Raw genomic sequence first — 12,428 nt, forward strand, 5'->3', positions numbered from 1 at the left:
CTCTGATCGGGAACGGGGTATAGCGGCTATGTCAGGCGGTTGCGACCTGGCGCACGTAGTGGGTCGATGAGATCTGCCGCATCGGCAGTTCGCGAGGCACGAAGTCCGGCGCACGCACCGCACTCGGAATTTCGTCGGACATCGGCTGGCGCCCTTCCGGACGGCGCGTCGGATCGGCAATCGGCACGGTCGATAGCAGCTTGCGGGTATAGGGGTGCTGCGGATTGCTAAACACCGAGCGGCGATCGCCGATCTCGACGATTTCGCCGAGATACATGACCGCAACGCGGTGAGCGATGCGCTCGACCACCGCCATATCGTGGCTGATGAACAGAAGAGCGATCTGCATCTCGCGCTGCAGGTCCATGAGTAGGTTGATCACCTGCGCCTGGATCGTCACGTCGAGCGAAGCGACTGCTTCGTCGGCGACGATGAGACGCGGGTTGAGCGCAAGCGCCCGGGCGATACAGATGCGCTGGCGCTGCCCGCCGGAAAATGCATGCGGATAGCGCTCGAGATGCTCAGGCGAAAGCTCGACCTTTGCCAGAAGTTCGGCAGCGCGGGCGCGCATGTCCCCGGTCGAACCAAGCTTGTGGACCCGCATCGGATCCATCAGCGATTGCTCGATCGTCATGCGCGGGTTGAGCGAAGAAAACGGATCCTGGAAGACCATCTGCGCTTCGCGCCGAAATCGCGCGAGGACAGGGCGCGGCGCGCCGATCAGTTCGGTTCCATCAAAGCGGATGGAGCCAGAGCGCGGTCGATCGAGCTGCATGAGCGAGCGGGCGACCGTCGACTTGCCGCAGCCGGATTCACCGACCAGCGCCAGGGTCTCACCGGGAAAAATGTCGAAGGAGACGTTCTCCACCGCATGTACCCGGCCGGAGACGTGGCCGAACAGCCCGGCCTTGAGATCGAAGCGCGTCACCAGGTTTCGCACCTCGACGAGTGGGCGAGGGGATTGCGTCATATGAGCCGGCGCGTTCATTCTGTCGCCTCCGCGGGCTGCCGCTCCGGTTCGAACACCAGCAGCGGAAATTTCTCCGGCGCATCCTTGTCGGCCATGCTGCCGAGGCGCGGCACGGCGGAAATCAGGGCGCGTGTATAGGCATGCTTCGGCTTGGCGAAGATGTCGTAAACCGATCCCGTCTCGACGATTTCACCCTTGAGCATCACACAGACCCGGTCTGCGACTTCCGCGACGACGCCCATGTCGTGGGTAATGAACAGCACCGACATGCCGATTTCGTGCTGCAGGGCGCGAACCAGATCGAGGATCTGCGCCTGAATGGTCACGTCGAGCGCGGTCGTCGGCTCGTCGAGGATCATCAGCGACGGGCGGCAGGCGAGCGCAATAGCGATCATGACGCGCTGGCGCATGCCGCCGGAGAGCTGGTGAGGATACTGGTCGAGCCTGCGTTCCGCATCGGGCACACGTACCAGCTTGAGGGTGTTGAGCGCGATCTGGCGCGCTTCCTCGGGTGCCTTGTTCTGGTGATGGATCACCGCTTCGGCAATCTGGTCGCCGACGGTAAAGACCGGGTTCAGGCTCGACATCGGGTCCTGGAACACGATCGAGATGTCCGCGCCACGAAGGGCTTCGACCCGCTTTTCCGACAATGTCGCGAGGTCGGCGACCTTGCCGTCCTTCAAGCGCATCAGCACCCGCCCGCCGGTAATCGCCGCGCCATCATACTCGGTTAAACGCATGATCGTCATGGCGGTCACCGATTTGCCGGATCCAGACTCGCCGACCAGAGCAACTGTCTCGCCGCGCGCGATGCGGAAGGAGACGCCCCGCACCGCGCGCAGCTGTGAGAGGGTGCCGGCCGCGAAGGAAACCTCAAGGTCTTCCACGGAAAGGATGACATCCTCGGGCAGTTCAGGGGGCGCGGATTTAGACAGGAACATCAGCACATGGACCCGATTTCGAGGGGACGTTGCCCTATCAGGTCTCGCAACGGGGTTGCCTCCTGTCAATATGCTCGGATGGCGGAGAACTCCCCGCGAGGCAGGCCGTCAGTGCCCGGGCGGCACGCAATCGGCTTTTGTCCGTGCCGCAAAACCGAGTAAAATCAATGTGTCCCGAATGTGGCAATCGAAACTATGCGCTTTCTGCATCGTGTCGCCTGTCTTCGCATATGGCCTCGGTGGGGCGATTTGGGGTATGACGGTGCCTCAGGCGGCGTCGATGCCGACATCGAATCCGTTCTTGTACTGTGGCAATGCCGCACACTGCTTGAGATGCTGCCACAACCCATCGCTGTCGGCGCTACCAGGGCCGGCGCGCCTGAAGATGCGGATCTCCATGTCGAGCGACATCTGTTGTCCGCCGATCTGGACGAGGCGGCCTTGGCGCAGGGCTTCCGCCACACAGATCTGCGGCAGCCAGGCGACGCCACGCCCGGCGACGGCCATGTGCTTCAGGCCATCGGCGAGGCCCGACTGGTAGACGATGCTGAGATTGAGCGGCCGGCGCCAGCGCGACTGGATCAAGGTCGCCAGCTTGCCGATGTAGCCGTCGCTCCAGGAATAGGCGAGATAGGGGATCTCCGTGCTTTCGGGCCCGTCGATGTCGAACAGCGGTCGGCCGCTCTCGTCGGCTCCCGACACCAGGATCAGCCTGTCCTTGCCGATCTGCAACGATTCGAACGGCCCGCCTTCCAGCACCGGCGGTCCATCGGGATGCACATAGGTGATGGCGAAATCGCATTGGCCCGAACACAGATGGTCGATGCTTTCTAGGAAGTCGGCGGCGTGCATGCTGGTGCGCAGCGGCAGGCGCGAGATCAGCGGCGAGCCGATCCATTTCGGGAAGAAGTACATCGCCAGCGTATGCAGCGAGGTGAAGGTGAGCATGGCCGAGCTTTCGCCGGCGACATTGCGGCAATCGGTGCGCAGCCTGTAGGCTTCGCGCACGAGCCGCTGGCAACCCGGCAGGAACATCGTGCCTGCCCTTGTCAACTGTACCGGATAGGTGCTGCGGTCGATCAGGTCGGCGCCGATCCAGTTCTCGAGCGATTTGATGCGCCGGCTGAAGGCCGGTTGGGAGATGTTGCGCGCCGTCGCTGCCGTCGAGAAATTTCTGGTCGCGGCAATTTCCAGAAAATCTTCAAGCCATTGCAGTTCCATGCCGGCCCTCATGCGTGATTTGCATAGTCTATCCTAATTACACATTGGACAGACCTGCAAGCGCTCTTCTAGCCTCCCCTATAACGAGAAGAAAACTTCCGCCTCCACCAAATGGGAACAACGATGAAACGCACCTTAGCCCTAGCTCTGTGCTTGGGGCTCGGCATCGCGGCTGCGCCCGCTATGGCCGAGACCAAGAACCCCGGCACTTTCGTCTTCATGTGGACCGACGACATCCAGTCGTTCGATCCGGCCTATATCGCCAACACGCCGAGCTCTTACGGCGCTCTCAACATCTACAGTCGGTTGTTGAACTTCAACGGCTCGAAGATCTCCGAGTTCGTGCCGTCGCTCTCGACCGAAGTACCGTCGCTCGAAAACGGCCTCATCAAGCAGGCGGCCGATGGCTCGGTGAGCTATACCTTCCCGATCCGCAAAGGCGTTTCAGCCCACAAGGTCGGGATCAAGGGCGCCGATGGCAAAGTCACCTGGGAATACTACGACAAGCTGACTGACGCCCAGAAGGCGACGATCGAGCCGGGTTACGGCCAGATCACGCCCGAAGACGTACGCTACTCGTTGCTGCGCGCCATTCTTCAAGGCCAGTCGTGGATGTCGAACGCAATCACCGAGGTGATCACAGCCGGCAAATATACCGACATCGCCAAGTGGGTTGAGGCCGAAGGCGAGGTGAAATCCATAAACGACGCCAGCCCCGAGATCCTGCGCAAGGTCTATGACCAACTCGCGTCGCAGATCGTCGTCGATGGCGACAATGTCACGCTCAAGCTGCCCAAGTCGTTTCCGGCCACGCTTGGGGTGATCGCGCTGCCCTTCGGCACTTCGGTCGTCGACAAGGAATGGGTTGCATCGGTCGGCGGCTGGGATGGCTCGGGCGACACCTGGAAGGCCCACTACCGTCCGGAACTCGGCGCCAATCCGCTGTTTGCGGAAGAAAATGGCACCGGGCCGTTCATGCTCGAGGAATGGGACCGAACCGACCGGCGCATCACGTTGAAGCGCTTCGACAATTACTTCATGGGCCCCGCCAAGCTTGAGCGCGTGGTCATGCGCACGGTGCCGGAATGGACGACGCGGCGCCTGCAGCTTCTGTCCGGTGACGCCGATTTCGTCACGGCACCCGTCGAGTTCATCGATGAACTCAGCAAGACTGAAGGCGTCAAGGTCATTGACGGCCTGCAGAAAGTGTTCTCGCGCGGCATCTTCTTCGCCTGGCCGCTCGACGACAACGACAATCCGGCGATCGGCAGCGGCAAGCTCGACGGCGCCGGCATTCCGCCGGACTTCTTCGCCGACATCGACGTGCGCAAGGGTTTCAACTACGCCCAGAACTACGACGCGCTGCTCACCCAGGTGCTGCTCAACAAGACCGTGCAGTCTCGTGGGCCGACGGTTCGCGGCATCATGGGTTACCGCCCGGATTCACCTGTCTACAGCTACGATCCCGCCAAGGCCGAAGAACACTTCAAGAAGGCATTTGACGGCAAGCTCTGGGATACCGGCTTTGCCTTCACCGCCTATGTGACCGAAGGCAACCCGCAGCTGACGGCGGCACTCTCGGCGCTGCAGCAGGGGCTGTCGCGCATCAATCCGAAGTTCAAGATGCAGATCCAGGCTCTGCCGTGGGCGTCCGTTTCGGACAAGCTCAACAACCGCGAAAAGCCGGCAGCACCCTTGACGGTGATGGGTTGGGGTCCTGACTATTCCGATCCGGGTGGTCCGCTCGGTGCCGCCAGCTATTACCTCTCGCCCACGGGTCTCGTCGGCGGCATGGTCGGCCAAGGTTATCGCGACCTGATGGCGGAGAAGTTCAAGCCGCTCCTGGATGAAGCCTGGGCATCGGTCGATCCGGCGGTTCGCGAGCCGATCTACGCCAAGCTGCAGGAGATGTCGTACGAATACGCCACCACCCAGTTCCTCTGGGAAGATTTCGGCTACGTCGTCACCCGCAGCAACATCGACGGCTATGTCGACAACATGATCCTCTACGGCGCCTGGGACTTTTACCCGGTCACCAAGGCCAACGACTGATTGGCGAACGGCATGTCGGGCGGCAAGACCGCCCGGCATGCCTTTTCTCTTTTCCCTGAAATCGGAACGTGTGAACCGTGCTGAATTACGCACTCAGACGACTGATGATGCTGCCGATCGTCCTCTTCGCGCTGTCGTTGATGATCTTCGCGCTGCAGATGTCGCTTTCGCCGACACAGAGACTGGCGGCCTATGCGCCGTCGCCCGACTATCTCAAGGGTGGTCAGGAGAGCATCCGTCGGATGATCGAGCAGTACGGGCTCAACGATCCCTTCTACATTCAGTACGGCCGCTGGATCGGCGGCGTTCTCAGCGGCAATCTCGGCTGGTCCGAGACCGCCCGCCAACCGGTGTCGACGGCGCTGATGTCGCTGTTTCCGGCGACGCTGGAGCTGGTCGTGCTGGCCTTCGTGCCCTGTCTGCTACTCGCCGTCTACCTCGGTTCGCGCGCCGGCATCTATCTCAACCGCTGGCCCGACCACGTCATCCGCATCTTCACCATTCTCGGCTGGTCCTTTCCGGTTTACGTCTTCGGCCTCTTGATGCTGCTGATCTTCTATTCGGCGCTTGACTGGTTTCCGCCCGGCCGGCTCAGCCAGTGGGCGCAAACCGTGGTCAGCTCCGGCGATTTCGTGCGCTACACCGGCGCTAATACTATCGACGCGCTGCTCAACGGCAACCTGGCGATCTTCGGCGATGCACTTCGTCACCTTGCGGCGCCCGTCATCACGCTGACCTATGTCAACGTCGCCAGCATGACGCGGGTGATGCGCACCTCGATGCTGGAAACGCTGCGCCAGGACTACGTACGCACCGCCCGCGCCAAGGGCCTGCCGCGCCGCGTCGTCGAATTGCATCACGCCAGGCGCAACGCGCTTCTGCCGCTCGCAACCATCGCCGGCATGGAACTCGCCGTGATGATGGGTGGCGTGGTCATCACCGAGACCATCTTTGACTACGCCGGGCTCGGCCAGTTCGCCGCCAAGACCGCTGCCAATCTCGACTTTCCCGCAGTCCTCGGCTTCGGCCTCTATTTCGCGGTCGTGCTGGTGCTGATGAACCTGGTCGTCGATCTCATCTATCCGTTGCTTGACCCGAGGGTGAAGACGCAATGAAGTTTCTTCGTTACCTCGCACGCAATCCGGTGTCGCTGTTTGGCGTCGTGATCCTGCTCGCTTTCGTGCTGATCGCCGTCTTCGCTCCCGTCTTGGCCCCGCCACAGAGCTTCCAGCTTTCGCCCTACGACACGCCGCGCGCGGGTTTCCTGGCGACGCCGCAACCGCCTTCGCCGGAGGCGGTGTTTGGCACGACCCAGGGCCAGTACGACATCTTCTATGGCGTCGTCTGGGGTACGCGCACGGCATTCAAGATCGGGCTCGGGGTCGTGGCGATCTCAGTGCTGATCGGCACGGTCGTCGGCGCTGTCGCGGCCTATTACGGCGGCGTCGTCGAGGAAGTGCTGATGCGCATCGTCGACGTGTTCATGGCCGTGCCCTTCCTGATCGCCGCCATGGTGCTGACGGCTTTGCTCGGCAAAGGCATCGTGCCCATCACGATCGCGCTGACGACGTTCGGCTGGATGAGTTATGCCCGCATCGTTCGAAGCGAGATCCTGAGGATCCGCGAGATGGATTACATCCACGCAGCCAGGAGCTACGGCGCCAGCGATCTCAGGCTGATCGTCCTGCATATCCTGCCCAACGCCATGTTCCCGGTGCTGGTTCTCGCGACGATGGCGACCGGTTCCATGGTGCTGTCCGCCTCAGCGCTCAGCTTCCTCGGCGTTGGCACCGAAGAAGGTTATGCCGACTGGGGCCAGTTCATCGCCTATTCGCGCAACTGGATCGTCGGTCAGCCCGGCAATCCCTTCCAGTTCTGGTACACGCTGGCCTTCCCCGGCGCGGCCGTCTTCCTCTTCGTACTGTCGTGGAACCTCGTCGGCGATGCGCTGCGCGACATGCTCGACCCACGCCACGCCCATTGAGACCCAATCCCTTACGACCAAGGAGCATTTTCCATGTCCTCTCTGTCTGCTGCTTCCATCGAGCTGTTCGAGGATCTGATCCGGTACGAGGTCGAGGACAAGGCGATCCCGTCGATCTCCTACGCCCTCGTCGACCGAGACGGTGTGCTTGCCGAAGGCCATGTCCAGCGCCATGACCGCCATTTCGACATGGGCAAGGACACGTGCTTCCGTATCGGCTCGATCACCAAGACCTTCACCTCGCTGGCGATCATGCAACTGGTCGAAAAGGGCCTTGTCGATATCGATGTCGACGTCTCGACCTACCTGCCCGGATTTAAGCCGGTGAACCCGTTCGCTGGCGCCGAGGGCGGGCCTCACGGCTCGGTCATCAGCCTGCGCAAGCTGATGACCCATACGGCCGGGCTGGTGCGCGAACCCAAGAGTGGCCACTATCTCGACGCGACCCGTCCTCCGCTGGAAGACACGGTCGACGAGCTCGCCAGCTCGACCTTGAAGCAGGATCCGAGCCTCGGGGTGATGCATTACTCCAACGCCGGCATCGCCGTCGTCGGTCGGGTGATCGAGGTCGTCACCGGCCAGAGCTATTCCGACTATGTCGCTGCCAACATTCTGAAACCGCTCGGCATGGACAGTTCCTCCTGCGGCATGGCGCCGGGCATTCGCGAGCGGCTTGCGCCGGCCGACATGTGGACGCTCGACGGCGATACGCCGGCGCCGGTGTTCAGCCTTGGCGGCTCGCCGGCCGGCAACATCTTTTCCACCACGGGGGATATGGCACGCTACGCCCAGTGCCTGCTGCGCGGCGGCTTTGACGCTGCCGGCAATTCGATCATCTCGCCGGCGTCGCTGCGTGAGATGTGGACACCGTTCGGCAAACGTCCGGCCGGCCACGACAAGACGCTCAACGGGTATGGCCTGTGCTTCGGTGCCGGCGACGTCGACGGCTGGACCTCGGTCGGCCATGGTGGCGCCGTCTATGGTTATGCTTCGCAGATGATGCTGTTGCCTGCCGCCGGCGTCGGCGTGCTGATCTTTGCGACCCTTGATTTCGCCAACCAGATCGCCTCGCGGCTCGGCGTCGACGGCGTGCGCATCGTTCTTGCCGAGCGCAAGATGGGCAAGATGCCCGAGCGGACACAGCGTCCGCCGGAGATCCCCGAAGCGCAGTTCAAGACCCTGCCGGGCTATTACCGCGACGACGCCACGCAGGAGATCGTCGAGGTCAAATCCAAGGACGGCAAGATCTACCTGATGGGCGAGGGCGTTCCGCACCGGATCCGTCCCGTTGCCGGCAACGATTTCGTCATCGACGGTCGCATCTACGGGCGCGGCGCGGACTATGCCCATATGAACCTCTCCTTCCCGGCAGCCGGCAAGCTCGTCTGGCGGGATACAAGCTGGACACGCATAGAGACGCCTGAGGACGAGACCGTGCCCGACGCCATTGCGCCGCATCTCGGCGAATATGGGCCGGACTTCAACATCACCTACCTGACCTACAGCCATGGCGGCCTGAAGTGCCTGATCGAGTACTTCTGCACGCACACATGCGAGCCGGTCGAGGAGGGACGCTTCCGCATGCATGGGCGGCTTTACGAAGACGAGATCCTCGAACTTGATGCCGTCGACGACAACGGCAAGCGCGGCATCCGCGTCGGGCCGATGTTCCTGGAGCGACGCAGCCCATCCCAGGCCGAAGCGGCGTGACCATGACCGCTCCAATCAAGATGGAGTCACCTCTTGGCGCCCGCATGTTCATCGGCGGGCGCGTGGTCGACTATTATTGCGGCACGTCGTACTTCTGCCTGCATGGCCACTCCGAAGTGATCGAGGCGGCCTGCGAAGCGACCAGGCGCTACGGCATGGGGCCGGGGACGCTCGCCCATATGCAGGTCTATGCCGATTTGCAGGAGCGGTTGCGCGACTGGTTCGGCACAGACGAGGTCGTCTACATGATTTCCGGCTACACCAGCCCCATGGTGTTGCTGCAGGGGCTGCGCGACGAATTCGATGTCATCCTCATGGATTGCGCGACGCATTACAGCACCCGTGACGCGATCCCGACGCTCGGCAAGCGGGTTCATGAATTTCGGCATGCCGATCCGGAGGATCTTGCTGCGCAACTGTCGTTGCATGTGAAGGCGGGCGAGCGGCCGGCGGTGCTGACCGACGGCGTCTTTCCGTCATCCGGACGGTTGGCGCCACTTGGGGATTACCGGCAGGCCATGGCCCCCTATGATGGTGCGCTGCTCTGCATCGACGATTCCCACGGTGTCGGCGTTCTTGGTGAGACCGGCCGCGGATCGCTGCAGCACGCGGGGCTCGAAGGCGAGGGCAACTATCTCGCCGGCACGATGAGCAAGGCGTTCGGCGCGCTCGGCGGCATCGTTCCCGGTAGTGCGGATCTGGCCGCCAAGATCGCGGGCAATGCGATGATCATGCGTGGTGCCTCGCCGGCGCCACCGGGTCTTGCAGCCGCTGCAGCCGCATCGTTGCGCGTTCTGCAGGCGACACCGGAAAAGCGCGCCAACCTCGTTCGCAACGTCAAGCATATGCGCAGCGGGTTGCGGACCCTCGGGTTCGACGTTGCCGACACGCCGGTACCGATCGTCACCATCAAGGGCGTCACCAACCTCGAACAGCTGCGCGATCGTCTGGCGGAGCGCGACATCATCGTCAGGGTGCAGCAGCCTGGTGGTTATTCCGACGCGTCAGATGTTGCGACCATGCGGCTTGCGGTGTTTTCCGAGCACACGGCCGATCAGATCGAACGGCTCCTGCAGTCGATGGGCGAACTTCTCTAGACCTGCGTGTGGAGTTCTCACAGACGTTGGCGTCGGCGAGAACTCCGCGCTAGCGACCGTGCACGCACGCCTGCTCGTGAGGGAGTTATCCATAACCGATTGAAATCTCGGGAGTTAGGCGATTCTTGCATGGAGTTTTGCCCAAATTGAATTGGCCTGTGGCGGCGAGCTGCACCAATGTTCCGTTAAACGACATGCAAATCGCCGATCACCGGTCAGACGTGCCTCGCCGATAACCAAGTCTGCCAAAGTGGCCGCTGAAGCCCCCGCGGTTGGCGGCGCCCATCGCGTTGGTTGGCCTTCGCGATCCCTGCCTGAAACGACCGCATCTATCCCGCTCTTCCTGATTTGACCGATAGAGGAACCCACCCATGAAAGTTTTCATCTCCGCTGACATCGAAGGCACCGCAGGCATCGCGCAATGGGACGAAGCCGAGCGCACCCATTCCGACTGGACCGAATTTCGCGCCCTGATGACCGCCGAGGTGGTCGCTGCCTGCGAGGGCGCGCGTGCCGCCGGTGCGACGGAAGTCGTGGTGAAAGACGCCCATGACAGCGGTCGCAACCTCATCCTCGACCGCCTGCCGGACTATGTCCGCATTGTGCGCGGCTGGTCCGGCCATCCGGATGCGATGATGTTCGGCCTCGATGCCGGCTTCGCGGCCGCGCTCTATACGGGCTATCACTCCAAAGCGGGCAGCGAGGCAAATCCGCTCGCCCATACCTCCACGATGCGCATCTCGCGCCTGCTTTTGAACGGAGAGGTCGCCTCGGAATTTACCGTCAACGCGCTCTGTGCCGCCGGTTACGGTGTACCGTCGGTCTTCCTTGCCGGCGATGCCGGTATTTGCTCTGAGGCGCGGGCGATGGTGCCGGGGCTGAAGTCCGTGGAAACGCTGGAGGGTAAAGGTCGTTCGACGACGTCGATCTCGCCTGCTTGGTCGCGCCGGCTTATTCGTGAAGGCGTGGCAGAAGCGCTGTCCGGCGATTTCGCTCAGGTGCTGCCGTCCAGGGCCGAGCGCTACGAAGTGGTGATCGAGTTCAACAATCCGACAGATGCCTATCGTGCCGGCTGGTATCCCGGTGCATATGCGCACGGTCCTCGCGCCGTCGCCTTCAAGCATGCGGATTTTGCGGAGATCCTGCGAGCGCTGGTCTTCCTGAAAGCCTGATCAAGGGCGGGCTCCCGTGCCTGGACGTCGCGGGATAGAGTCACTGGCCTTGATAGGTAGCAACGCGCCAAAACGGGCGCTTTCCGACCGTCACGCCGCCCTCGCTGGACGAAGCTGGCTCAACCTTGTTGCCTGGCTAGCAGCGCGTTGCCTCCAACAAAGGTGGACGCACGGCCGGGGTTGACGGGATGACGGTGGGACGTATCCGAAACAGGAGTGAACATCGCTTCCTGGTCGATCTTCAAGCTGATCTGCGCAGTGGTGCATATCGGCCAAGTCCGGCCAGGCGCAAGCTCATTCCAAAGGCCGGGAAACCGGGGCAATTCCGACCCTTGGGCATCCCCGCCATCAGAGACCGCGTCGTACAAGGCGCGGCCAGAATCCTTTTGGAGCCGATCTTCGAGGCGCAATTCTGGCATGTCTCTTATGGGTTTCGACCCGGCAGAAACACCCACGGCGCCTTGCAGTACATTCGTCGGGCAGCCTTGCCGCAGAAGCGGGACAAGGACACTCGGCGAAACCGGTTGCCATATCCTTGGGTTATTGAGGGGGACATCAAAGGATGCTTCGACAATATCAATCATCATCACCTGCTCGAGCGGATGCGCAAGCGCATCGGTGATCGACGAGTGGTGAGATTGGTCGGATTATTCCTCAAGGCCGGTGTTTTGACTGAGGATCAGTTCCTCCGGACGGACGCCGGTATCCCTCAGGGCGGGATCATCTCACCTTTGCTCGCAAACATCGCCCTTAGCGCGATCGAGGAGCGATATGAAAGGTGGACCTATCACCGCAAAAAGACCCAAGCCCGTCGCAAAAGCAACGGGGTGGCGGCAGCGGCGAGCCCCCGGGACAGCGGTCGATTTGATAACTGAGTTCAGCAACAGATCTTCACCAAACACCTGCGGCAGCCGGACCTTCAGGTAGGTGGGATGAGTAGGCGAGTGGTGGTCCGATCGATGCTGGGGCGTCAGTCCATGCGCCTACCAGGACGCCTGCGAGGCGATGGGGCCGGAAAATGTGGCTGCGACAATGGCCTGTATTCTCGAAAGGGCAGGGCACATCAACTCGGCCGGCGGATATCTGCGCAATCTGACGGACAAGGCGCGGCGAGGGGAGTTTTCGCTCGGGCCGGTGTTGATGGCTCTGTTGCGGGCGAATCCAGTGGTTGCTCGAAGCGCCTAGCGAACGGCTCTTTGGGGGTGGCAGTGGCTTGAAAGTTCTCGCTACCCCGGCGAATGTCGTAGTCGCTTGCGTTACCGTCAATAGAGTCATATATTT

7 protein-coding genes and 3 pseudogenes are annotated in these 12,428 nt (G+C 62.1%); 8 read left to right on the plus strand and 2 right to left on the minus strand.

Annotated features, from left to right (window positions below):
- Nucleotides 1-31: 31 nt before the first annotated feature.
- A pseudogene (locus FA04_RS36530) lies at nt 32-1,911 on the minus strand (ABC transporter ATP-binding protein).
- 267 nt (nt 1,912-2,178) lie between these two features.
- On the minus strand, nt 2,179-3,132 hold the full coding sequence (locus tag FA04_RS28005) for a LysR family transcriptional regulator (RefSeq protein WP_034800668.1): 954 nt from the start codon (nt 3,130-3,132) through the stop codon (nt 2,179-2,181).
- A gap of 123 nt (nt 3,133-3,255) precedes the next feature.
- On the opposite strand from FA04_RS28005, the gene FA04_RS28010 reads away from it, so the two are divergent.
- From FA04_RS28010 to repC, 8 genes and pseudogenes are all read left to right on the plus strand, one after another.
- Entirely contained in the window at nt 3,256-5,184 is a 1,929-nt protein-coding gene (locus FA04_RS28010; protein ID WP_029742575.1) for an ABC transporter substrate-binding protein, read from the plus strand.
- A 242-nt stretch (nt 5,185-5,426) separates the two neighbouring features.
- A complete protein-coding gene (locus FA04_RS28015; RefSeq protein WP_034800704.1) occupies nt 5,427-6,299 on the plus strand; it encodes an ABC transporter permease in 873 nt (290 codons plus the stop codon).
- On the plus strand, nt 6,296-7,168 hold the full coding sequence (locus FA04_RS28020) for an ABC transporter permease (protein WP_029742577.1): 873 nt from the start codon (nt 6,296-6,298) through the stop codon (nt 7,166-7,168). The genes FA04_RS28015 and FA04_RS28020 overlap by 4 nt, the downstream gene beginning before the upstream one ends.
- A gap of 33 nt (nt 7,169-7,201) precedes the next feature.
- The gene (locus FA04_RS28025; protein WP_034800680.1) at nt 7,202-8,878 is read left to right on the plus strand and encodes a serine hydrolase domain-containing protein; all 1,677 of its coding nucleotides are present in this window, start codon (nt 7,202-7,204) and stop codon (nt 8,876-8,878) included.
- A gap of 2 nt (nt 8,879-8,880) precedes the next feature.
- On the plus strand, nt 8,881-9,975 hold the full coding sequence (locus tag FA04_RS28030) for an aminotransferase class I/II-fold pyridoxal phosphate-dependent enzyme (RefSeq protein ID WP_034800683.1): 1,095 nt from the start codon (nt 8,881-8,883) through the stop codon (nt 9,973-9,975).
- A gap of 371 nt (nt 9,976-10,346) precedes the next feature.
- Nucleotides 10,347-11,147: a M55 family metallopeptidase gene (locus FA04_RS28035; protein WP_034800685.1), complete on the plus strand. Its 801-nt coding sequence runs from the start codon at nt 10,347-10,349 to the stop codon at nt 11,145-11,147.
- Between the two features lie 140 nt (nt 11,148-11,287).
- A pseudogene (locus tag FA04_RS28040) lies at nt 11,288-12,010 on the plus strand (reverse transcriptase domain-containing protein); the annotation flags it as partial.
- 69 nt (nt 12,011-12,079) lie between these two features.
- Nucleotides 12,080-12,332, plus strand: a pseudogene (gene repC, locus FA04_RS34555) (replication initiation protein RepC); the annotation flags it as partial.
- Nucleotides 12,333-12,428: the final 96 nt, after the last annotated feature.

Origin of the sequence: Ensifer adhaerens, from assembly GCF_000697965.2 — a bacterium.
Taxonomy (GTDB): domain Bacteria; phylum Pseudomonadota; class Alphaproteobacteria; order Rhizobiales; family Rhizobiaceae; genus Ensifer; species Ensifer adhaerens.

Excerpts from the sequence above, each read along its gene's own strand:
- FA04_RS28015 (WP_034800704.1), top strand. The coding sequence starts at position 5,427 with ATGATCGAGCAGTACGGGCTCAACGATCCCTTCTACATTCAGTACGGC.
- FA04_RS28020 (WP_029742577.1), top strand. The coding sequence starts at position 6,296 with ATGAAGTTTCTTCGTTACCTCGCACGCAATCCGGTGTCGCTGTTTGGC.
- FA04_RS28025 (WP_034800680.1), top strand. The coding sequence starts at position 7,202 with ATGTCCTCTCTGTCTGCTGCTTCCATCGAGCTGTTCGAGGATCTGATC.
- FA04_RS28030 (WP_034800683.1), top strand. The coding sequence starts at position 8,881 with ATGACCGCTCCAATCAAGATGGAGTCACCTCTTGGCGCCCGCATGTTC.
- FA04_RS28035 (WP_034800685.1), top strand. The coding sequence starts at position 10,347 with ATGAAAGTTTTCATCTCCGCTGACATCGAAGGCACCGCAGGCATCGCG.
- FA04_RS28010 (WP_029742575.1), top strand. The coding sequence starts at position 3,256 with ATGAAACGCACCTTAGCCCTAGCTCTGTGCTTGGGGCTCGGCATCGCG.
- FA04_RS28005 (WP_034800668.1), bottom strand. The coding sequence starts at position 3,132 with ATGGAACTGCAATGGCTTGAAGATTTTCTGGAAATTGCCGCGACCAGA.